This is a genomic window from Caldicellulosiruptor morganii, from assembly GCF_026810225.1.
Taxonomy (GTDB): Bacteria; Bacillota; Thermoanaerobacteria; order Caldicellulosiruptorales; family Caldicellulosiruptoraceae; genus Caldicellulosiruptor; species Caldicellulosiruptor morganii.
The window spans coordinates 225,001-246,645 of sequence record NZ_CP113865.1 but is presented as its reverse complement, the minus strand read 5'-3'; the positions used below and the strand labels follow the sequence as shown (position 1 = coordinate 246,645).

Annotated in this window: 20 protein-coding genes, 1 tRNA gene and 2 rRNA genes (1 of these 23 only partly in view); 1 reads left to right on the top strand and 22 read right to left on the bottom strand. The window is 39.3% G+C overall.

The genetic code is table 11. From position 1 onward, the window contains the following. Nucleotides 1-21: 21 nt before the first annotated feature. From OTK00_RS01190 to zapA, 15 genes are all read right to left on the bottom strand, one after another. Nucleotides 22-795: a flagellar hook-basal body protein gene (locus OTK00_RS01190; RefSeq protein WP_045168424.1), complete on the bottom strand. Its 774-nt coding sequence runs from the start codon at nt 793-795 to the stop codon at nt 22-24. 19 nt (nt 796-814) lie between these two features. Beyond that, nucleotides 815-1,834 carry a rod shape-determining protein gene (mreB, locus tag OTK00_RS01185; protein ID WP_045168425.1) on the bottom strand — a complete coding sequence of 340 codons (1,020 nt, stop codon included), beginning with the start codon at nt 1,832-1,834 and terminating at the stop codon, nt 815-817. Nucleotides 1,835-2,010: 176 nt separating this feature from the next. Further along, a tRNA-Leu gene (locus OTK00_RS01180) sits at nt 2,011-2,099 on the bottom strand. 56 nt (nt 2,100-2,155) lie between these two features. Beyond that, a complete protein-coding gene (locus OTK00_RS01175) occupies nt 2,156-2,929 on the bottom strand; it encodes a SigB/SigF/SigG family RNA polymerase sigma factor (protein ID WP_045168426.1) in 774 nt (257 codons plus the stop codon). 4 nt (nt 2,930-2,933) lie between these two features. Then, nucleotides 2,934-3,290 carry an ATP-binding protein gene (locus OTK00_RS01170; protein ID WP_045168427.1) on the bottom strand — a complete coding sequence of 119 codons (357 nt, stop codon included), beginning with the start codon at nt 3,288-3,290 and terminating at the stop codon, nt 2,934-2,936. Between the two features lie 17 nt (nt 3,291-3,307). Further along, entirely contained in the window at nt 3,308-3,616 is a 309-nt protein-coding gene (locus OTK00_RS01165) for an STAS domain-containing protein (protein ID WP_045165469.1), read from the bottom strand. A gap of 54 nt (nt 3,617-3,670) precedes the next feature. Further along, the gene (locus tag OTK00_RS01160) at nt 3,671-5,065 is read right to left on the bottom strand and encodes a methionine aminopeptidase family protein (RefSeq protein ID WP_045168428.1); all 1,395 of its coding nucleotides are present in this window, start codon (nt 5,063-5,065) and stop codon (nt 3,671-3,673) included. Continuing rightward, entirely contained in the window at nt 5,058-5,600 is a 543-nt protein-coding gene (locus OTK00_RS01155) for a sigma-70 family RNA polymerase sigma factor (protein WP_045168429.1), read from the bottom strand. Before OTK00_RS01155 ends, OTK00_RS01160 begins: the two co-directional genes overlap by 8 nt. A 262-nt stretch (nt 5,601-5,862) precedes the next feature. Beyond that, nucleotides 5,863-7,257: a dipeptidase PepV gene (gene pepV / locus OTK00_RS01150; RefSeq protein ID WP_045168430.1), complete on the bottom strand. Its 1,395-nt coding sequence runs from the start codon at nt 7,255-7,257 to the stop codon at nt 5,863-5,865. Between the two features lie 119 nt (nt 7,258-7,376). After that, on the bottom strand, nt 7,377-8,096 hold the full coding sequence (locus OTK00_RS01145) for a TVP38/TMEM64 family protein (RefSeq protein WP_045168431.1): 720 nt from the start codon (nt 8,094-8,096) through the stop codon (nt 7,377-7,379). Nucleotides 8,097-8,108: 12 nt separating this feature from the next. Continuing rightward, nucleotides 8,109-9,893 (bottom strand): ASKHA domain-containing protein, encoded by a 1,785-nt coding sequence (locus OTK00_RS01140; protein WP_045168432.1) that lies wholly within the window; start codon nt 9,891-9,893, stop codon nt 8,109-8,111. A 1-nt stretch (nt 9,894) separates the two neighbouring features. Next, nucleotides 9,895-11,016 (bottom strand): sporulation integral membrane protein YtvI, encoded by a 1,122-nt coding sequence (ytvI, locus tag OTK00_RS01135; RefSeq protein ID WP_045168433.1) that lies wholly within the window; start codon nt 11,014-11,016, stop codon nt 9,895-9,897. A 3-nt stretch (nt 11,017-11,019) separates the two neighbouring features. Continuing rightward, nucleotides 11,020-13,323, bottom strand: coding sequence for a U32 family peptidase (locus OTK00_RS01130; RefSeq protein ID WP_045168434.1), 2,304 nt, complete (start codon nt 13,321-13,323; stop codon nt 11,020-11,022). A gap of 7 nt (nt 13,324-13,330) precedes the next feature. Then, a complete protein-coding gene (locus OTK00_RS01125) occupies nt 13,331-14,221 on the bottom strand; it encodes an alkaline phosphatase family protein (RefSeq protein WP_045168435.1) in 891 nt (296 codons plus the stop codon). Further along, the gene (zapA, locus tag OTK00_RS01120; RefSeq protein ID WP_268760807.1) at nt 14,208-14,747 is read right to left on the bottom strand and encodes a cell division protein ZapA; all 540 of its coding nucleotides are present in this window, start codon (nt 14,745-14,747) and stop codon (nt 14,208-14,210) included. Before zapA ends, OTK00_RS01125 begins: the two co-directional genes overlap by 14 nt. A 102-nt stretch (nt 14,748-14,849) precedes the next feature. On the opposite strand from zapA, the gene OTK00_RS01115 reads away from it, so the two are divergent. Next, complete coding sequence (locus tag OTK00_RS01115) at nt 14,850-15,836, top strand: aldo/keto reductase (protein WP_045168437.1); 987 nt, start codon at nt 14,850-14,852, stop codon at nt 15,834-15,836. Between the two features lie 127 nt (nt 15,837-15,963). Here the strand turns inward: OTK00_RS01115 and OTK00_RS01110 are convergent, their stop codons facing one another. The 7 genes from OTK00_RS01110 to OTK00_RS01080 all read right to left on the bottom strand — a co-directional run. Beyond that, on the bottom strand, nt 15,964-16,230 hold the full coding sequence (locus OTK00_RS01110) for a hypothetical protein (protein WP_045168438.1): 267 nt from the start codon (nt 16,228-16,230) through the stop codon (nt 15,964-15,966). 418 nt (nt 16,231-16,648) lie between these two features. Further along, nucleotides 16,649-17,026 (bottom strand): hypothetical protein, encoded by a 378-nt coding sequence (locus OTK00_RS01105; RefSeq protein WP_045168440.1) that lies wholly within the window; start codon nt 17,024-17,026, stop codon nt 16,649-16,651. Nucleotides 17,027-17,169: 143 nt separating this feature from the next. Then, a complete protein-coding gene (locus OTK00_RS01100) occupies nt 17,170-17,724 on the bottom strand; it encodes a rubrerythrin family protein (RefSeq protein WP_045168441.1) in 555 nt (184 codons plus the stop codon). 46 nt (nt 17,725-17,770) lie between these two features. After that, nucleotides 17,771-18,565, bottom strand: coding sequence for a family 1 encapsulin nanocompartment shell protein (locus OTK00_RS01095; RefSeq protein WP_045168442.1), 795 nt, complete (start codon nt 18,563-18,565; stop codon nt 17,771-17,773). Between the two features lie 6 nt (nt 18,566-18,571). After that, nucleotides 18,572-18,943 (bottom strand): ferritin family protein, encoded by a 372-nt coding sequence (locus tag OTK00_RS01090; protein ID WP_045168443.1) that lies wholly within the window; start codon nt 18,941-18,943, stop codon nt 18,572-18,574. 412 nt (nt 18,944-19,355) lie between these two features. Then, a 5S ribosomal RNA gene (gene rrf, locus OTK00_RS01085) occupies nt 19,356-19,472 on the bottom strand. Between the two features lie 82 nt (nt 19,473-19,554). Further along, nucleotides 19,555-21,645: ribosomal RNA gene (locus tag OTK00_RS01080) — 23S ribosomal RNA — on the bottom strand; it runs 873 nt beyond the window's last position.

Here is a 21,645-nt window from a genome sequence, read left to right as displayed (position 1 = left end):
TCCATCTTCTTTTTCATATCTTTATTTTTTGGCTATTTCATTTACAGCCTTCTGCAATGTCTCATCCTGAGTAATAAAAGCTTTCTGATTGGCCTCATAAGCCCTTAAAGCATTTATCATATTGACCATTTCCTGAACAGAGTTAACATTCGAACCTTCTAAGTACCCCTGCAAAACTCTACCAGAAAAAGCTATCTGCTGATTCTGGGCATCTACTTCAAAAAGATTATCCCCAACTTTGCGCAAAAGACTTTTGTCCTGAAAATCTACAAGCCTTAACCTATCAACCAATCTACCTTCCTGATAGACATTGCCCTGTTCATCAATCCTGATTTGTCCCTGACTTTGCAGCACCACAGGTCCGTTTTCCCCAAGCACACGAAAACCATCAAGAGTCACAAGTTCCCGGTTTGAATTGACAGTAAATGCACCATTTCTTGTATAGTAAACCTGCGCCTGACCTGTCAGGGAATCAACCTTTTCTACAGTAAAAAATCCACTTCCCCTTATTGCTAAATTCAAAGGCTCATCAGTTTTTATGTAAAGCCCCTGAGAAAAATCACTCACAATCCTTGAAACATCTGCTCCAAGTGACATGTAACCTATTGCGTTATCAATGCTGTTTGAAAATCTATCAAAAATTCTATATGCCATCATTTTTCTAAAGCTCTCAACCTGTGCAATATCTCTTTTGTATCCTGTTGTACTGATATTTGCTACATTGTTGGCTGTCAAATCCATAAGTTTTTGATTCAAAATCATCCCTGACGCAGATGTATAAATACCTCTAATCATCTTTTTAAAAACCCCTTTTTTACCTTACTCTTGGGTCTTTGATAAGGGTTGACTCTAACATATCAAGCGATTCCAATGCCTTACCTGTACCCAGCGCAACACATGAAACCGGGTCATCAGCAATTCTGGTTGGAATACCTGTCTTTTCGGAAATCAACCTGTCCAGACCCCACAGAAGGCTCCCACCACCTGTCATGACAATCCCTGTTGATGTAATATCTGCTGCAAGTTCAGGTGGTGTATTCTCAAGCACCCTGTGAACAGCTTCAACTATAGCTGATACCGGCTCCTCTAAAGCCTGTAACATTTCATCCGATGTGACGGTTATGGTCTTTGGAAGACCAGTAAGCAAGCTCCTTCCTCTCACTTCCATAGACTCCACTTTTGGTTTTCTGTATGCACATCCTATGTTTATCTTGAGCTCTTCAGCTGTTCTTTCACCAATCGCCACACTGTGCTTCTTTCTTATATATCGGATAATTGCTTCATCAAATTTATCCCCCGCAACCTTAATCGACTCACTTACAACTGCCCCGCCAAGCGAAATCACTGCAATGTCGGTTGTACCGCCACCTATGTCTATTACCATACAACCCACCGGTCTTGAGATATCCAGCCCTGCTCCAATCGCAGCCGCAATTGGCTCTTCAATTAAAAATGTCTGCTTTGCACCCGCTTCATATGTGGCATCAAGCACTGCTCTTTTTTCAACCTCTGTCACGCCTGAAGGCACACATACAACAACCCTCGGCTTGAAAAATACCCGCCTGCCAAGAACTTTTGCAAGGAAGTACTTGAGCATAGCCTCTGTTACCTCATAGTCTGATATAACACCGTCCCTGAGCGGTCTTACAGCTACAATGTTCCCCGGTGTTCTTCCTATCATTCTCCTTGCTTCTTCACCAACAGCCAGAATCTGCTTTCGCGTCTGCTCTATTGCAACAACAGATGGTTCTCTTAAAACTATCCCTTTGCCTTTGACATAAACTAAAACTGTTGCTGTACCCAGATCAATTCCTATATCTGTTCCAAATGCCATACCAAGCCCTATCCTTTCCTTTCTTTATTTTTATATTACCTTTAACAATATTTTAATTTTTAATTTAGACATTTTCAACTAATTTTATTAACAAATTTAAAGACAGAAGAAAGCAAAATAAAAAAAGCCGTTAGCTTTTTCCTCTGCCAACGGCTTTTACTTTTGCCAAAACAAAATGGTGCCGAAGGCGGGAGTCGAACCCGCACGGGGTGTCAGCCCCACTGGATTTTGAGTCCAGCGCGTCTGCCAGTTCCACCACTTCGGCACATACCATCTTTCAATTTACAAGCAAGAATAGTATAGCACAAAAATCTTGGATTGTCAAATGGACATCTTTACCCCCTCAATAAAATCCCTGAGTTTTTTCAAAATCTTCTTTTCAAGTCTTGAAATGTACATCTGTGATACCTTCAGCTCATCAGCAATCTCACGCTGCGTTTTGCCCTCAAAAAAGCGTTTTTGAACAAATTCCCTCTCCAAAGGATTCAGTTTATCCAATGCCATTTTTATTGCTTCAATATTTTCAATCTGAACAAGATTTTCATCAGTTTTACCAAGAACATCTCCCAGCGTCATTTCTTCATCCTCGTACATTGTCTGGTCAAGCGATTGAGGAAGGTAATTGGAAGATGCCTCCATAATCTCTAAAACCTCTTCAATACTCATACCAAGATGCTCTGCAATCTCTTCAATCTTTGGTGGACGTTTTAGTTTTGTTGATAGCTCTTCGGTTGCAAGTTTTATCTTACTCGAGGTTTCATAAATCCTTCGCGGAAGTCTGATAAGCGATGCTCTGTCTCTAAAGTAGCGCTTGATTTCACCCATAATAGTAGGTGTTGCGAAACTTGAAAATTTATACCCCTTGTTGGGCTCAAACCTCTCAACGGCGTTTATAAGAGCAACACATGCAACCTGGTACAGATCATCATATTCTATACCTCTGTTTACAAACTTTTTAGCCACAATTTCTGCTATATGCAAATGCCTGTTTACAAGCTCATTTCTGAGATTGATATCTTTTGTCTTCCGGTACTCTTCAAAGAGTCTATCTATTTCAGCATCATCAATATTAACTGTTTTTTTCTCATCAACCATCAAATCAGACCCCTCGATGATATTTTTTAAGTCTTACAATGTATTTGTCTTGAAGTTTTTCAAACTCTATATCATCTATAAGAGTCTTTAAAATAACCTCAGCAAGTTCATTCTGGTTTATCTCATCTGCCAAAATGTCTATCTCAATTTCCAGGTATTCTCTGGCGATTTTAAACATTATATCAATCTGCCCCGATATCTTTTCAATATTGAATAGATTGAACACCTCTGAAATTGCCATCTTCAAATCTTCAATTGTTTCAAAATCAAATCCACAGCGGGCAGCAATCCCAGACAAAGTAAGCCTTACCACTATAATATATTCAGCTTTTGACGGGATTGTTAACATAATCTGGTCCATATTGGGCAAAATCCTCCTCATTCAATTCTGAATACTTTATCAAGCCCTGTTATTGTAAACACCTTTTTCACATTTGGTTTCAGGTTTTTGAGTACTATATTGGTTCCTTTTTGTTTTGACTTCTTCAGGGCACCTACAAACACACCCAAACCTGTTGAGTCAATGTAAGTGACATCGTTCATATCAACAATAACATCTGAAGAGGATGTATCTATCAATGTATAAAGCTTGTCTTTCAAAGTGGGTGAAGAAAATATGTCAAGCTCACCTTTTAGCTCAATTACAATGCCATTTTCAGAAACTTTCTCTTTTAAATCAAGGTTCATAACCAAAACCTCCGTAAAAAACATTTTGTATATTTTATTATATCATTTTAAATTCTACTTTTCCAACCAGTATATTTTGTTTTCATTAATGTAAATATAAACAGGCAAATAAACATCACCCTGTTTTTTGTACACAAGCTTTAGCTTTGACATATCTATATCTTCCAACTTATACCTTCTTTTGAATTCTTCTGCAGCAGTTTGTATGTCAAATATCTCAACCTCTTTGAATGGCAAAAACACTTTAAGGTATACTTTGCCATTTTTCACTTTCCCAAACCTGTCAAATTCAATATAACTTTGACTGTCATATATTTCATAGCCAGAGTAGGAGAAAATTATATTTACCCTGTATATATCATCTTCTTTTACAACTGAAATACTGTAATTCTCAAGTCCAAGCCCTTTTAAAATGTTTTCTGTTTCTGTATAAACTCTGTTTTCAACATCCTGCTGAATATCATCTAAAACTTTCAAATCCTGGCTATTTACAACTTCAAAATAACAGTAGTCATTGTAAATATTTATATAAACCGAACCCAGAGTGGTATCTTGAAAGTTCTGCTGGTAATTTTCGGCAAAGACGGAATTGCTCAAACTTTCTGCAATATCTTCTTCTGTTAACTCCAGAACCTTTTCTTTCAGCGCATACACTGAAGAAGACACCTGACTGGCAAAAAAGATCATTTTGCTTTTTTGCTGATTTACTTTCTCGTAAGGCTCCTCTTTGATTACTTTGCTATTCTCATGCACAGATGTTATATTGACTCTGTCAGCATTTTTAGGATTTTTTGCAATACTGCTGCTTTCAACATCACCATTTTTATCTTTGGTGTTTGCATTTTCCACAGCTTTGCTCTTTGTACTCTTTTCTGTTCTGAGCTTAGAACTATTATTCTTAACAGCCTGATTTTTCACAGCCAATGATGCTTTCTTTTTTGATTCTGCGCTTGAATTATTTGTAGATGGTTTTTTGTTTTGCTGTTTCTGGTAATTTTTTTGATTGTCCTCCCGGTTGAGACTTCTGCTGTTTTCCTGTGAAGCTTCAGGTATGCTACCTTTTTCAATGTTCTGGTTTGAAGTTTTGTTTCCCTGTAAAGTTGATTTATCTTTTGGATCTTCCTTCTGGTTTGACTCTGCAAAATTTTCTTCATGTTTTTCAATATCTTTTGCCGGGTTTAAATTCAATGCCTGTTCTATTTCGTTTTTTACAAAAGACGTGTTTGTCACTTCAAAATTTCCTTTTATGTTAAGCTTAAAGCTTAAAAAAAGTAAAATACCCAGCACAAGGCACGCAGCAGCTGCTGTTGAAAATCGAATAAAAAATCTACCTTTTTTCCTTTTATCATATTCTTCAAGAAGTACATTTTTAAGCTCTTCTTTGAACTCCTTCCTGTACTCTACCCTGAACGCCTCTTCAAACAAATTGTCAAGCTTTTCATCATTCACTTTCATGCACCTCTTTTAAAAGCATTTCCTTTAAAGAATGGATAGCCCTGAAAAATAGAGCTCTTATCGCAACATCTGACTTGTTTTTAATCTTTGCTATTTCGTTCAGTTTCATGTTCGCACCATAACGCAATATTACAACCTCCTGCTGATCTTTTGTAAGTTTGGACAGTGCTTTTCTCAAACTGTCTCTGTCCATTTTCTCAAAAAGTTCATCCTCGGGTGTTTTAATGCTCAGATTGTTTGTTATTTTCTCTATATCTACATACTCCTTTTTAGATCTGTAATAATCATTTACCACATTCTGAGCAATTTTGAATATCCATGCTGAGAAAGAGTGGTTTTCTCTGTATTCAAATTTGTTCAGCGATTTTAAAACTTTCATAAATGTCTCACTGGTCAGATCCTCTGTTATTGGATGATTAAATGTTTTGTAGTATATGTAAGAGTATATTTTATCAAAGTACATCTCATACAGCTTTTCAAAATATTTCTTATCATTCTTGGCTTTTTCAACCAATTCTTTTTCATCCATCTTCTGCAAGCGTACCTCTCTTTTGAACTATATTTTTTCATCACACACCTAAAATTTTATTATATTTAATACAACGAGAAAAGAAAAATTTTGTTTCACTGTCAAAGAAGATTTAATATTCGTATAATAATAAATGTCATGGAAAATACCCATTATTATTAGTAAAAGATCCAATATTTTCTTTTAAATAAAAAAAAGAGAGGCTAAAAATAGCTGCTTTCTTGAAGAAAGCCTGCAAAAAATGCCTCTCTTCTTTCTTTGCTTAATCTTTTTTAGCCAACCTGTAGATTGCATTTGCATAAATCTTTGCACACATCAAGAGTCTGTCAACAGCTATATACTCATCTTTCTGGTGTGCAACCTCTTCGTCCCCCGGCATGTTGGGTCCAAACGCCACCACATTTTTCGCCCACCTCGCATACGTACCGCCACCTATTACAAGTGGTCTGCCATCATCCCCTGTAAATTCCTTATATACATCAAGCAGTGTCTTTATCAAAAAGTGGTCTTCTTCAAAATAAAGCGGTGGCATGTCTGTAATTAGTTTGTAATCAACATCGTAATCTTTTATCACATTTAGTATCTCTTTTTCAATTTCTTCATAAACTGTCTCAACCGGATAGCGAATATTAACTGTCAGCACCACTTTATCATCAAATTTTTTTACCATGCCGGCGTTCAAAACAAGCTTCCCTGATTTCTGGTCTTCAAAAGCGATATTCAACCCTTTGCCAAATATATCATAGCCAATGTGTTTGTTATAAAATTCTATAAATCTTTTAAACTCATCTTCTCTTTCATAAAGATCCTGCAGAATGTCAAACATATACGATATCGCATTCTCACCCTTGAAAGGCAGGCTACCATGGGCAGAGACACCCTTTGTTTTTATCACACCCCTGCCGTCTTGCTCATAAACCTCTGCCTTTGCTTCCAAATTCTTTTTTGAAATAATTTCCTTCGCCTTTTGAAGATCAAAATCGCCACTGAAAATGCAGCTATCAGGGACCATATTGAGTCTTTCTCCACCTTCAAGATAGAAATTGCCATATACATTCTTCGAAAGTTCAAAAACCAGAAAGCCCTTTTCACCCTGAATAACCGGAAAATCAGCATCAGGTGTAAACCCAACGGTAGGGTATTTTGCTTTTTTGAAATAGTACTGCAAACATTTAGAGCCGCTCTCTTCGTTTGTACCAAAGACAAACCGCAAACTTCTGTCAAGTGAGATTTTCCCCTCTTCAGCAAGCTTTTTTACAACGTACATACCATACAGTGCAGCAATTGATGGTCCTTTGTCATCAATTGCACCGCGCCCGTAGATTTTCCCATCCTTGATAACGCCTTCATATGGCGGCACACTCCACCCTTCACCTTCGGGTACAATGTCCAGATGCCCTATGACACACACATCTTCATTCTGGTTTCCAAACCTTGCTTCAAGGGCATACCCGTCGAAGTTTTTGGTCTCAAAACCAAGCTTTCTGCAAAGCTCTTCACAAAAAACCAGAGCATCATTTACACCTTTTCCAAATGGCATACCTTCCTGAGGCTCATCCTCAACACTTCTTACTTTAATTAGCCGGATGGTTGAAGCAATAATATCTTCTTTTAAAGCATCAATCTCTCTTTCTATAAGCATTTTCACATCTTCCATAATCAATATCTCCCTCGCTGGCAAGATTTAATGAATTACTAAAATTTTACTTTATTCTTTTTTACGCTCAACCCTTTTAAAACCTTCCCTTTTAATCAGCTTCTCTAACAGTATAAATTTTATGCCTGCGCCTCTTTGTTATTCTCACTCTTTTGCTCATCTTCCTTATCCTCTTGTAAAAATTCCTTTATACTCTTTGCAAAAATCATCGGTGTAAGAGATATCAAAATTACAAGAATAATGGACAAATAAAACCCCTTAGAAAAAGGCTTTAATAGATTCTCTCCGAGGTAAGCATACAAAAAGCAGGCAGGGATTGTACCAATGAGCGTTGCAAGAATAAAATCTCTGTATTTTATCCTGGAAAGCCCGCATATGTAATTTATAGCATCATAGGGTAAAATGGGAACAAGTCTCAAAAGTAGAATTATCAAAAATCCTTTCTGCGCAATCCTGCTGCCCAAGTTTGAAAACTTTGTGTTTTGAAGTTTCTTCTGTACATAGTCTTTGCCAAAATACCTTGCAAATACAAAGCCAATGGTAGATGACAGCAGTGTACCCACAATCAAAATCAGCGCGCCAAAAAAGGTTCCAAACGAAAGACCTGCTGCAAGCATAAATATGCCCGCAGGAATGAAGATAATAAACGACTTTACAGAATACAGAATCAAAAACATCACCGGCGACCATATACCAAAATGTGATATATACTGCTTTATATACCTCGGAGTTAAAGTATGCTCCTTTTCAGCGTATATCAAAGCAAATATCGACAGGGCAATCATCAGAATGAAAATCCACAGCTTTACCCTATCTTTGATTTTAATCTCCTCTATCATTTTGCTTCCCCTTCAATCCTGCTCAAATACCATATTTTCAACAAACAACTGATTAAACTCCGGCGAGCTTGAAAGCTCAATGTATTTTACCTTTTCCTTAAGCTTCTCAAGTTCTCTTTCAAGCTTTTTGCTCAGAAGTAGCAATATAGCACCATTTCCGGCAGTGTTCCCGGCAGGTTTTATCCTGTCCTTTAGCTTTCCTGGGATCATACCTATTCTCACAGCTGCCCATGGACTTATATAATTCCCAAATCCGCCCGATAAATACACCATTTCAATATCCTCCTGGCAAACATTGGCTTTCTGTAGCATTGTCTCTATTCCAGCTCTTATTGCAGCCTTGGCAAGCTGAATCTCCCGTATATCCTTCTGTGTGATGTAAACCGAATCTGTTATAAAAAACGCCATCTGCCCGTTTATTTGCCCAAAATTGTCTTTGTATTTTAATCTGGCATCTTCACAGAATCTTCCTGTCTCATCTATGATACCCTCTTCAAGCATGAAAGCCACTGCCATAATTATCCCCGACCCACAGATCCCTTTTGGAGGCGCACCACCAATTGTAGTAAATTCAATCTTCCCATCCTCAATTCTGATACTGTCAATTGCACCGGTTGATGCATTCATTCCGCAGGTTATATTCACACCTTCAAAAGCCGGTCCTGCTGCGGCTGAAGATGCAACCATAAAATCTTTGCTACCCAGAACCATCTCGCCATTTGTGCCAAGGTCCAAAAGAAGAGATACCCTGCTACTTCTGTGCATATTTGTTGTAAGTATCCCCGCAACAATGTCTGCACCAACATAAGCAGAGATGCAATCAGGCAGCTTCAAAATGGCGTTTTTGTTGGTGTTAAAGCCCAGCAGCTTTGCCTTTTCTTCCATCTTTTCAGCAAACACAGGGACAAAAGGCGATACTGCAAGAGACACTGGCTCAACCCCAAGAAGCAGATGCAGCATTGTGGTGTTCCCAACTGCCACAACCTTGTAAATCTCATCCTTAGAAATTGAAAGCCTGCCTGTTAAAGCTTCTATTGCCTGGTTTATCCCTTTGATAATCTTTCTTTGAAGTGCAAAAAGTCCATCCTCTTGTGATGCAAACTCAATCCTTGATATTACATCTGCACCAAACTTCTTTTGCGGATTTACAAAAGAATAAAAGTCAAGCACAATGCCACTTTTTAAATCAACAAGATAGCACACAACTGTGGTGGTTCCAATATCAATGGCAAGCCCAAACAGGTTTTCAGATTTTGTTATGTCCATAACCTCATTGTTATAAATTACTGCGAAAAACTCTTCATCTCTCAAATTTGCAAGCTTTTTTAAAACATCATGCGATATCTTCAAATCTTCTATCCCAATTGATGACTTAAGGCGTGCAAAGTAGCTTCTCTGGTCATCCAGAGCCGGTTTTTCCAGAACCACTTTCTTTATAATTATATCACTATCAACCTTAAATTTATTTATATAAAGATTGGAAAGTATCCTGGAGCTTTGCTGTGAATAGCTCAAGAAAACATCAAGGTCTTCAAAAACCTGCACCCTGCACGAAAGCCTTATACCACTTTCTATATCAGAGCGCATCAGGAGCTTTTCCTCTTCCCGGGTTATGTTTTTAAGGTATGGCTTTTTATCCTGTTCTACCCTCACCCTGCACTTTCCGCAAATACCCTTCTTGCCACAGGGTGCTTCTATATAAACCGAATTTTCAAGCAAAACATCCAGAAGAAGTGATCCTTCTTTTGCATCTATCTCCAAAACATTATCCTCCTGATGCACAGTAACCCTTGGCATTTTATGCTTGTTCACTCCTTTTTTGTGAAAACAGATTCTCCCTTATCTTCTTGATTGCCCCGGTCTCAAAGATTGCCTTCAAAAATACAACCAGAAGCGGACCGATTATAAACCCCCACGCACCAAAAATTTCAACACCTGCATAGATAGAAACAAGGGTTGTAAATGTTGAAATACCAACCTGTGATGCCACAATCTTAATAGACGCAAACTCGCGAAGAGCCAGGATAATTAGATACACAACAAGCAGTTTTATGCCAAAGCCTGTATTACCGGCAATAAAACTGCCTATTATCCATGGCAAAAGAATTATACCCGAGCCTATAATTGGAATGATACTCAAAAGACCCAGAAGAAGGCTTATTACCAGAAAGTAAGGTGCTTTTATTATAGAAAGACCTATAAGCCCTGACAGAAACATCAAAATTGCCAGGATTATCTGTGACTTTGCATAGTCAACAACAGAGTCTATAACTTTAAAAACAATGCCTGAGATCTCTCTGTAAACCTGGGCTGAAAAGTTTTGTATAAGCCAGTTTCGCATCCTGTGCCTGTCTCTCATAAAGAAAAAGCCCGAGAGCACAGAGAAGAACCAGATGGTAACTCCCTTTAATGTTGCAGGAATTACCTTTATTACCTTTATACTGTATGTTGCTACCTGATTCAGGATATTGGTAAGTTCCCCAACACCCGATTGAATAAAGCTGACAATTGGTCCTGGCAGGTCAGTGTATATATTCTTCACACTTGAAAACAGTTTATTCAAGGTTTCATAAATCCTGTCATAATCAATGTTTTGCAGGCTGGAGATAAGACTCATGCATTCATTGACAAGTATATATATCCCCTCTGCCAGCATAAATGCCAAAAGGATGTTAAGAATAACAAGTATTAATATAGCAGCCACTGTTCGGTTTAGCTTCTTTTTTTCAAGATACCTCAAAAGCGGCTCGAACACTGTTGCAATAAAAAGACCAATCAAAACAGGTATAAATGCTTTTAAAACAAATCTTATAAAAAGCTCAAACGCTTTTATAAGGTATGCACATGAAAACACAAAGGCTGCAAACAGGACAATATAAGCCATCACAAGAACAAACCTGTTTTTAGCAAGCTCTTTCATCTTTCAATAGTACCCCTTTGTAAATTTAAAATTTACACTCTTTGACTCAAAGTAATTTTCAAGCACATCCGTGATTTCATCTGCACAAAAGCCTGTAAAATCGAATCTTATAACATCGGCAGGAACAGCTTTGTCATCAATGTACAAAATTGCCGGGTTTAAAATCTCATTTTTCAAAGTCTGGGTAGAAATCAGCTTCAAAAGCTCGCCTTTTCTGTCCTGCAAATATGAGCCTTTTTCAAAAAATTTGAGTTTGTTTATCATAAGCGGAATGCGCCAGAAAACTATAACTTCTATCTCAAGATCATCTGAACTTCTTTCCCATATCCTTTCAAGCTGCTTTTTTGAAAGCTCGCAGGATAAGCAAATCCTCTTTGCACCAAGATTCTTTGCAAAATTCACTGCAAAAGAATTTACAACATTGAAGCTGTAATCAAAGTACAGATCAAAATGACCTTTCAAAAGCTGATACTGCCCGAGGTTTCTTATTAAAACCCTTTTGAATCCTCTTTTTTTCAAAGCTTCAACATCCACTTTTTCAAGGTCGCTGTCGTGTGTAACTCTGTCAAAGTACACAATGTCATCTTCTGAAAATTCATGTTCAAAAATCAATGTGTATGGAATATATATGTCGCAGTTTTCAATTCTGTGCAAATTCAAAAATTCCTTTACCTTCCGGTACTGCAAATACGAATCAACCACAAATGAAAACTTTTCAGGCAGAGTTTTTTTCTTACAAGCTTGTATTTCAGGTGAATAAGAAAATACTTCAAGAGGCTTTTGAAGATCTCTTTTAAAAGACAAAACAATTGTTTCTGACAGCTTCTCAATCACTTCTTTTCGCAGGAGATTCAAATCAGAAACCCTGACAAATAGATTGTGGTCAATATCAGCTTTAAATTCGCCAGGCTCAAAAACAGTGCCACCAAGCTTTGAAAAGCTATCCAGGACATTTTTGTAGGTTGTTGGCTTTGACTGTGCCTGCTGTGGCACAGGGCCTGTTGCAAAGGCTTCAAAATGGTCTGCCCTGGCAACAGCTTTTATACTTTCTCCTCTTTTTATTGTAACCTCAAAATCCACCTGCCTGAACTTTTTCTCTCTTTTTAAAACCCGGTCTATCTCATCTTCAAGCTTTTTGCTTTTTACAAGGAAAACTTTACCCTGTGAAAAATTCCTCAGCGCTTCTTTCCTCTTTGGGTCAATATCCACCTCGAAAATACTGGCATTCTTCTTTGCCACATTGCCACTTACCTCAAGCAAAACCTCTTCAAATTTATGGTTTCTAAATGCAATTATATCACCATTTGTAAAGTCATACGAGGTTTTTACAAAAACCCTTCCATCTTTGAAATAAAAACTGCCTATCAAAAGCCCTGTGTTGTTGGGTGCTAACCTGAAAATGAGATTTTCATAGGAAGGATTTTCAAAATACCCGCTGCTGAAATTCCCCCTGTTGAAAACAAGAAAGAGTTTGTTTTTGTCTTCCCTGTCGATTTCAATCCTACCCTTTTCATAGTACATGTCTATATACTTTCTGTAAATAGAAGTGACTGTATGAACATAATATTTATCCTTAAGCCTTCCTTCAATCTTGAAAGAGTCAACCCCTGCCCTAATCAGGTCCGGAACATATTCCAAAAGGCATATGTCTTTTGGCGACAAAACATAACTTTCATCTGTCACATTTTTGTCTTTGTCAAGAAGCTTATAATAAAGCCTGCATGGCTGAGCACACTGTCCACGGTTACCGCTTCTTTTGAAAAGTATGCTTGAAAAAAGGCATTGCCCGGAGTATGAAATACAGAGTGCACCGTGGACAAAAACTTCAACCTCAATACCAGATCCCTTTTTGATATTCTTTATCTCATCAATACCAAGTTCTCTTGCCAGAACAACCCTTTTTACTCCAAGCTGAAAAAGTACATTTGCACCGGGCGTGCTGTGGATTGTCATCTGGGTGCTTGCATGAATGGGCAAATCTGCAAACTCTCTTTTGATTATATCAACAAGACCCAGGTCCTGAACAATTGCTGCATCAATTCCTTCTTTATAGGCAAGTTCCAAAAGCCTCAAAGCCCTCTCTATTTCTTCATCGTAAATCAATGTATTTATGGCAAGGTAAATCCTTTTTCCTCTTTCATGGCAGTAATCTATAGCTCTGATCAGTTCATCTTCTGAGAAGTTCTTTGCATATGAACGTGCCGAAAACTCCTTTGCACCAATGTACACAGCATCTGCCCCGGACTGAATTGCCGCTATCAGCTCTTCAAAGCCACCAGCCGGTGATAAAAGCTCTACCCTACCCATGGCACTTTTATTCTAACCCCTCTTCTGTAATCCCAAAATATTTTAAAATATATTTATATACCTGCTCAATTGAATCCATATCATTAAAAATCTCCTGCCCTTTTCCATATGCCAGAAACGGGACAGGATTGAAAGTATGAGTTCTGACAGACAGATCTTCAATATTACCATGGTCGGATGTCACAATCAAACATGCATCATCCGGAAGATTCTCGAGAGTATGCATTATAAATTCATCCAGGAGTTTTAAAAGCTTCTTTGCTTCTTCAAGGTCGCAGGAGTGCCCCACAATGTCTGTTTTAAAATGTTCAAACAGCACAAAGTGATTTTTAGCTAAAATATTCAATAAATTCCCGGATGCCTTTTGCGGCGAAAACACAGGCACATCATAGCCGCTCTCAATCAAGATCTGGTTTGTAATGTCAAAATACACACCTTCACCTTTTAAAAGGTCCTCTGCTGTCTTAAATTTAACCCCGCTGACAAGAGCCATGTAGCTTGTAACAGACATTTTAAAATTGCTATCATTTAATAGCTTTTGCAAATACTCGTTTCTATAGACATTTGCAAAGTCAACTTTAAACCGGTGCTGTTTTAAGGTTTTAAATATATTCTTTCTGCTGATAATCTTTTTGAGGCTTGGTGTAATCTGACCGTTTATGTGAAATCCAACCTCTTTTGCAGCATTTATCCCAGAGTAAATTGTAACCTGACCGGTTGCACTCTGCGGAAGACCCGGTGTTTGCAGTGTGGCATCCAGAAATCTCACAATCCCTTTTTTTAAAAATACATCATATGCTTCAGGATGGTAATAAAAAAAGGGGTTATGCACAGTTTTTTCCCCTTTACCAACACCGTCCAAAAATATAAAAAGCAGCTTCATTTTACCTGTCACCATCAAAGGTATTTATAAAATCATCAAGCTCTTTTTTGGTCTTTTCAAGTTCAAGCTTTGTCTTCTCAAGCTCCTGGTTCAGGCTCTGAATAGTTTCATTTAGCTTTTCAATTTGCTGTGTTTGAAGAGCTATTTTCTCTTCCGCATCTTTAAGTTTTTCCCTGTACTGTTCAATTTCAAATTCATACTTTTCAACATCCACCGAATCCTTAGATAGTTTCTCTTCACACTCCTGCAGGTGCTTGAAATACTCATCTGTTATCAGGAATGCTGTCAGCATAGCAGAAAGCGATGTGCTAAGATGCGGTTCATTTGCAACAACCTCGGACATCTTCCTGTTTATAAAGTTTGCAATCTTCATTATGTATTCTTCATCTTCGTCAGTCTTCAGTACATAACTCATCCCCGCAATCTTAACTTCTATTCGCTTTAAATTATCATCTTTCCTGATACTCTCATCCATTCCCCATTCATCCTCAAAACCTTTGTAAGTGTTGTTATCTATATTATAGTTTTTTTTCATATTCATTGCAATTGAGAATTTAGAAGCAGGGCCAAAACTATATTGAAATATTCATATCATCAAGCTAAAATCAAATTATTAAAACTTTTAAAAGGAGATTGAAAACATATGTATACTGCCGACCCAAACAGGTACAGTAATATGAACTACATTCGCTGTGGGAAAAGCGGGCTAAAACTTCCTGCTATCTCACTTGGTTTCTGGCACAACTTTGGCTTTGGTGAATCTTTTGAAAATATGCGTGAGATTGTGACCAGGGCTTTTGACCTTGGAATCACTCACTTTGATCTGGCAAACAACTACGGACCACCTCCGGGTGCTGCTGAGGAAAATTTTGGTAGGATCCTGAAGTTTGATTTAAAACCATATAGAGATGAAATTATCATCTCTACCAAAGCAGGCTACAAGATGTGGGATGGTCCGTATGGCGACTGGGGCTCAAAAAAGTATCTTCTTGCAAGTTTAGATCAGAGCCTTAAAAGAATGAACCTTGACTATGTTGACATCTTCTACTCCCACAGACCTGACCCTGAAACACCAATTGAGGAGACAATGGAGGCTCTGTATCAGGCAGTGCATAGCGGAAAAGCTCTGTACGCTGGTATATCAAATTACAATCCTGAACAAACCAAAATGGCTTATTCTGCTGCCAAACAAATGGGATTAAAACTCATAGTAAATCAGGTTCGATACAACATGTTTGCAAGAGATGTTGAAAATGGTCTTTTTGATGTTTTAGAAGAGCTTGGAATGGGTGCTGTGATATATTCGCCTCTTGCCCAGGGTCTTCTGACAGATAGATATTTAAACGGAATCCCTGAAGATTCAAGAGTTAAAAAATCAGGGGTGTTTTTAAAAGAAAGCGATATAACACCCGAGAGAATTGAAAAAGTCAAAAAGCTATGTGAGATTGCAAAACGTCGCGGGCAGACAATCTCCCAGCTTGCACTTTCGTGGATTTTGCGCAACAAAGTTGTAGCATCAGTAATTGTTGGCGCAAGCAAGGTTTCACAGATTGAAGACAACGCAGGATGCATCACCAATACTGAGTTTTCTGAGCAGGAGCTGAGGGAGATTGAGGAGATTTTGAAATAATTATTAATTTCTCTTTTAGTAGAAAATGGGCTGCTTCTCTTCATTTTGAATAAGCAGCCCCTGATTTTTTAGTTTTTATTATGTGCTTCTTAAATAATCAATTTTTGTACTATATTTATGTAATATTTTAAATTGTTTCATCAAACATTCCACTGATTGTTTTGCCTTCTTTAAATAAGCTATAATTCTTTAAATCTTTTATTACAAGTTCATATTCAATATTAAAAGGTTTTATTTTTACTTTCCATGTACCAAACACTTTTCCTTTGATTGTATTTATAAAATTATACCTCATAACACTCCAAAAATATCTGTAAGGACGCTCTTGGTTTGTAGGTTTTATATCAATGTTTATTGTAAATACAAGTTTTTCCTCGGGATTATACCATTCCATTGAAACTTGGCTTTCCTTTTTTATATTCTTAGCTTGACACCACACAATTATAAATTCATCTATTTCGCTGAATACCTTTTTTATATTTACTGGTTGATAATTTTCGTCTAAACCATTACAAGAATAAATTGCAACAATTTCAATCTTGCTTCCCTTCTTTCCTTAGTTTCCTGTTATTTATTCTCTTTGATATAAATTTGTAAACATAATAACCCGCCAATCCAAAAGCAGCTACCGACCAAAGCCATTCAATTTTTAAAGCTTTTAAAACTATATTTACTAAACTTCCTAAAATAGGTATGATAACTAAACCTATTATAATAGTTATAAAAATAATAAACACAATGAATGCCTTAAAAAGAAAGCTTTTTGTGTTAAAATTGTTAGTCATAATATTCCCTGCCTTTATTTGTTATGTTTAATATGTGCCTCCACCAATAAGTTTGTGCAAACAATGTTCTGCTTTTGTAATGGCATTATCAATGCCTTTTCCGATTTTGGTATTATCAAACCATTTTTCTACACTTGCTATTTTATTAGTAACAGTTGCAACAACACTTACTGCACCTTTCCCGAAAAAATATCCTTCACCCATACCTTTCAATACTCCACTTACTGTTTTACTTGCAACTTGTCTTTCCAACATTGTAAAACCACTTGTGGCAGCCCTGTACGCTTTCACTCCTCCACCTATTCCACCTGCTGCAATTGATACAATGTTTGTCAATGTATTTTCACGCAAATCATTGGCAATAGAACTTACAACGTGATGAGCTACTTTTTGAATAGTATTCATATTAACTCCTCATCCCCCTTTTAAAGTATAAATGTATAAAATTTTCTGTAACAATTTTAAAAAAAAAAAAAACAAAATGTCAATACCAATTTGTTCTTATAAAAATGGACTATCCCAGCATGGATAGTCCATAGAAAAGTTTTTCAAAACTCTTTGTACATCTCTCTCTTTGTCCCGCAGATTGGGCAATACTCAGGCGCTTGGTCTAAAACAGTATGCCCGCAAACAGGACAAATATAAACACTTTTAAGTTCAATATCCTTGCCTTCTTTTGCAGCATCCTGAGCTTTTTTGAAAAGCTGTGCATGAATCTTCTCAGCCTCAATGGCAAAGTGAAAACTTCTTTCTGCATCTTTTTCATTCTGATACTTTGCTGCATTGAGGTACACATCATACATCTGGTTGACTTCAAAAAGCTCGCCATCAATTGCACCCTGCAAATTCTCTACTGTATTGCCTACTCCAAAGATTGCATCGGCTGAAACTGCATGGCCGCCTTTTCTCTCGCCCAATACTCTAAAGTGGTTATTTGCATGGACCTGTTCTGCATATGAAATTGCTTTAAACAGTCTTGCAATATTCGGGAAACCTTCCTTCTGAGCAATTTCGCCCCAGAGAATATAACGCATGTGAGCCATACTCTCACCACCATATGCAGCTCTCAGAAAGCCTGCTGTCATTTCATTTTTAACCGCCATTGTAAATCACCCCTTATTTTTTATTTAAATATTTTTTCCAGATTTATCACTCAAAAATTACTATAGAATCTTTCCTTTTTATCCTCAAAACAACTGTTTCAAATATTCTAAACTCATGGTCAAGCTTATTGTTTCCTGCATATGCCGTTATCATATCCTGACCAATAACCAAATCAATACTTGAAGGATCCGAAGAGAGCAAAACTGCTCTGTCATTGCCCAGAACAGGCGTTTTATATACATTTCCATCCAAAAATTTTCTTATCCTTTCATACTCAAGCATACCGGTTGATGGCTGAATTCGCTGAAGTTGAACAAACAAATCAGGGCTCATTACAAGTACAAAGCTTCCCACATATCCCTTTTGCAAAAGCATTTCTACTCCCTTAGCAACATCAACGTAAGCATTTTCACCTGTCTTCCAATCTGACTTTTGCAATCTGTTTACACCTTTTGCAGTCATAATACCTTCCAATCCAAGCTCATTGCATCCCCAAAAAATCAGCTCATCTTCTTTTTTAGCGCAGTTTTGAGCCGCATAACTCACTTTAGACATATCAAGTGGTAGTAAATTCTTTTTAGAATATTCCAAATCATTCCACAAAAGCTCAAAATCTTCATACAACATCTTTAAAGGAAGATACTTTCTCTTTGGTTCAAGAGTATCTGCAATTTCATAAATATCTGCTGCAATTGTCTGAGTCTGTGCTCCTAATGGTCCAAATATGCTCAAAAACCTTCTACCTACCAAAACCTTTTTTGCCGTTTCAATGACTGTTAAGTCTATTTGTTGCCATTGCTTCTCAGTCAATGGCGAATTTTCCCTTTGTAAAAAATCCATAATTAATTATTCTCCTTTCTTATCTTCTATTAAACTACCAACAGTAAAATCCATATTTTCTAAAGATTTGTTCGCATCAAGACCAAGTTGCTTTATCATCTCTCTAACTTCTTTCTCACCTTCTAAAAAGTGTTCTGCCTCTTTGGGGTCTAAAATTCTAAGAAGAGTCATCAGCTCGCCCACGTGAGCTTTTTCCTCATCTCTAATATCAGCTATTACTTTTCTGGCAATAGGGTCATCAGTTGCCATAACATGTGCGTCGTAAATAAATATTGCTTCAAGCTCTGATGCTATGTCCAGACGAATAGCCTGAATAAGCTCCTCTTTGGTAATTTTGCGATTAACATTTCCCTGAAATGGATTTGCAAAACTTGGCATCTTCTTTCTCCTTCCTCCATTAGATTCAAATTTCTATTTTTCTTTTACCCAAAAACAATATTGAGTAAACATTTTATGCTAAAAAATATTTTAAAATTATTTCGGTAACATTCCCAAAACATATTTAAAAAGTAACTTCCAGCCATTTACTGTAAAATTATAATAAGGTATGATTACATAAAAAAGATTTTGCTGCGAAAGGAAAATACATCTTGAGAAGGCTTCCCAAAAAGCAAGCTATACTTTTGCCAGATGAATGGAGCGTAATAGAAAAGAAATTTGAATATGGTAATAATTTTATTTTAAATAAATTTTTGGTGGTCGGCATTTAATAAGTATTTCAAAAGACAAAAAGTAAGTTATGAATATAAATCTTTGTTAAAAATTTAACACTCAGAGGTAAAAATAAAAAATCCGGCAGCCACCTACTTTCCCGTGCCGTCTCCAGCACAGTATCATCGGCGTTGCGAGGCTTAACTTCCGTGTTCGGAATGGGAACGGGTGTTACCCTCGCTCTTTCGCCACCGGATTTGTTACCTATATTTACTCTTCTCTTGTCAGGCTATCTCAAATAAAGCAGCCTCGCAAGTGAATAGGGTAAGGCTTTTTTCGCGGTCAAGCTCCTCGGGTCATTAGTACCGCCTTGCTCAACGCATTACTGCGCTTACACATGCGGCCTATCTACCTGGTAGTCTACCAGGACCCTTACCACCTTTCGGTGTGGGGTATCTCATCTTGGGGTGGGCTTCACGCTTAGATGCTTTCAGCGTTTATCCCTTCCGGACTTGGCTTCCCAGCCGTGCCCCTGGCGGAACAACTGGTAAACCAGCGGTCCGTCCAACCCGGTCCTCTCGTACTAAGGTCAGCTCCCCTCAAATACCCTGCGCCCGCGGCGGATAAGGACCGAACTGTCTCACGACGTTCTGAACCCAGCTCACGTACCGCTTTAATGGGCGAACAGCCCAACCCTTGGGACCTACTTCAGCCCCAGGATGCGATGAGCCGACATCGAGGTGCCAAACCTCCCCGTCGATGTGGACTCTCGGGGGAGATCAGCCTGTTATCCCCGGGGTAACTTTTATCCGTTGAGCGACGGCTCTCCCACTTGATCACCGCCGGATCACTAAGCCCGACTTTCGTCCCTGCTCGAGATGTCTCTCTCACAGTCAAGCCACCTTACCGCCTTTGCACTCCTACCGCACGATTTCCATCCGTGCTGAGGTGACCTTTGGGCGCCTCCGTTACCTTTTAGGAGGCGACCGCCCCAGTCAAACTGCCCACCTGGCAGTGTCCCATCACTCGGTTCAGAGTGTCTGGTTAGTGCCCCAGTGCACCCAGGGTGGTATCCCACCGCCGGCTCCAGGGAAGCTGGCGCCTCCCCTTCTCAGCCTCCCACCTATCCTGTACAGAGCACACCAAAACACAGTGCCAGGCTGCAGTAAAGCTCCACGGGGTCTTTCTGTCCAACCGCGGGTAACCAGCGTCTTCACTGGTACCACAATTTCGCCGGGCACACCGCCAAGACAGCGCCCAAGTCGTTACGCCTTTCGTGCGGGTCGGAACTTACCCGACAAGGAATTTCGCTACCTTAGGACCGTTATAGTTACGGCCGCCGTTCACTGGGGCTTCGGTTCGGAGCTTTTAACCCCTCCCCTTAACCTTCCAGCACCGGGCAGGCGTCGGCCCCTATACCTCGCCTTTCGGCTTAGCAGAGACCTGTGTTTTTGATAAACAGTCGCTTGGGCCTATTCCCTGCGACCCTGCACTCTCCCTGCAGGGCACCCCTTCTCCCGAAGTTACGGGGTCAGTTTGCCGAGTTCCTTAGCGGTGCTTAACCCGTCCGTCTGTGGATTCTCTCCTTGCCCACCTGTGTCGGTTTCCAGTACGGGCACCTGCCTTCGCCTACGCGACGCTTTTCTTGGCAGTGTGAAGCGCGGCACTTCGCCTACTTATATTTCGGCTCCCCATCACGGCTCACGGTTGTATGGGTGTGCGGATTTGCCTGCACACCCCCGCTCGCCGCTTGGCCGGGGTCTACCAACGCCCCGGTTGCCTGCTCCTCCTGCGTCCCGCCCCGTAGGTTATCCTCCGGCAGGTGGCTCAGGATTATCAACCTGATGCCCATCAGCTACGCCTTCCGGCCTCGCCTTAGGTCCCGGCTAACTCTGGGCGGATTTGCCTTCCCCAGAAAACCTTGGGCTTCCGACGGGCAGGCTTCTCACCTGCCTCGCGCTACTTATTCCGGCATTCTCACTTCTGCCTCGTCCACCCTGGCTTTCGCCCTGGGCTTCGCCCTGGCGCAGAACGCTCCCCTACCGCTTATAGTAGCTCTCCGCTACTATAAACCCGCTGCTTCGGTGTGTGGCTTGAAGCCCCGAGTATTTTCGGCGCCCAGCCGCTCGACCAGTGAGCTGTTACGCACTCTTTAAAGGAATGGCTGCTTCTAAGCCAACCTCCTGGTTGTCTTCGCGACTGAACATCCTTCTCACACTTAGCCACACCTTTGGGACCTTAGCAGACGGTCTGGGCTGTTCCCCTCTCGACCACGGACCTTATCGCTCGTGGTCTGACTCCCAGGCTCTCGCCGCCAGCATTCGGAGTTTGATAGGGTTCGGTAACGTTTTTGCGCCCCTAGCCCAATCAGTGCTCTACCTCCAGCGGCTACTACCTGAGGCTAGCCCTAAAGCTATTTCGGGGAGAAC

Bases quoted from the DNA above. Each gene is read 5' to 3' on its own strand.
- OTK00_RS01190 (WP_045168424.1), bottom strand. From the start codon at position 795: ATGATTAGAGGTATTTATACATCTGCGTCAGGGATGATTTTGAATCAA.
- mreB (WP_045168425.1), bottom strand. From the start codon at position 1,834: ATGGCATTTGGAACAGATATAGGAATTGATCTGGGTACAGCAACAGTT.
- OTK00_RS01175 (WP_045168426.1), bottom strand. From the start codon at position 2,929: ATGGTTGATGAGAAAAAAACAGTTAATATTGATGATGCTGAAATAGAT.
- OTK00_RS01170 (WP_045168427.1), bottom strand. From the start codon at position 3,290: ATGGACCAGATTATGTTAACAATCCCGTCAAAAGCTGAATATATTATA.
- OTK00_RS01165 (WP_045165469.1), bottom strand. From the start codon at position 3,616: ATGAACCTTGATTTAAAAGAGAAAGTTTCTGAAAATGGCATTGTAATT.
- OTK00_RS01155 (WP_045168429.1), bottom strand. From the start codon at position 5,600: ATGGATGAAAAAGAATTGGTTGAAAAAGCCAAGAATGATAAGAAATAT.
- pepV (WP_045168430.1), bottom strand. From the start codon at position 7,257: ATGGAAGATGTGAAAATGCTTATAGAAAGAGAGATTGATGCTTTAAAA.
- OTK00_RS01145 (WP_045168431.1), bottom strand. From the start codon at position 8,096: ATGATAGAGGAGATTAAAATCAAAGATAGGGTAAAGCTGTGGATTTTC.
- OTK00_RS01140 (WP_045168432.1), bottom strand. From the start codon at position 9,893: ATGCCAAGGGTTACTGTGCATCAGGAGGATAATGTTTTGGAGATAGAT.
- ytvI (WP_045168433.1), bottom strand. From the start codon at position 11,016: ATGAAAGAGCTTGCTAAAAACAGGTTTGTTCTTGTGATGGCTTATATT.
- OTK00_RS01130 (WP_045168434.1), bottom strand. From the start codon at position 13,323: ATGGGTAGGGTAGAGCTTTTATCACCGGCTGGTGGCTTTGAAGAGCTG.
- OTK00_RS01125 (WP_045168435.1), bottom strand. From the start codon at position 14,221: ATGGTGACAGGTAAAATGAAGCTGCTTTTTATATTTTTGGACGGTGTT.
- zapA (WP_268760807.1), bottom strand. From the start codon at position 14,747: ATGAATATGAAAAAAAACTATAATATAGATAACAACACTTACAAAGGT.
- OTK00_RS01115 (WP_045168437.1), top strand. From the start codon at position 14,850: ATGTATACTGCCGACCCAAACAGGTACAGTAATATGAACTACATTCGC.
- OTK00_RS01110 (WP_045168438.1), bottom strand. From the start codon at position 16,230: ATGGAATGGTATAATCCCGAGGAAAAACTTGTATTTACAATAAACATT.
- OTK00_RS01105 (WP_045168440.1), bottom strand. From the start codon at position 17,026: ATGAATACTATTCAAAAAGTAGCTCATCACGTTGTAAGTTCTATTGCC.
- OTK00_RS01100 (WP_045168441.1), bottom strand. From the start codon at position 17,724: ATGGCGGTTAAAAATGAAATGACAGCAGGCTTTCTGAGAGCTGCATAT.
- OTK00_RS01095 (WP_045168442.1), bottom strand. From the start codon at position 18,565: ATGGATTTTTTACAAAGGGAAAATTCGCCATTGACTGAGAAGCAATGG.
- OTK00_RS01090 (WP_045168443.1), bottom strand. From the start codon at position 18,943: ATGCCAAGTTTTGCAAATCCATTTCAGGGAAATGTTAATCGCAAAATT.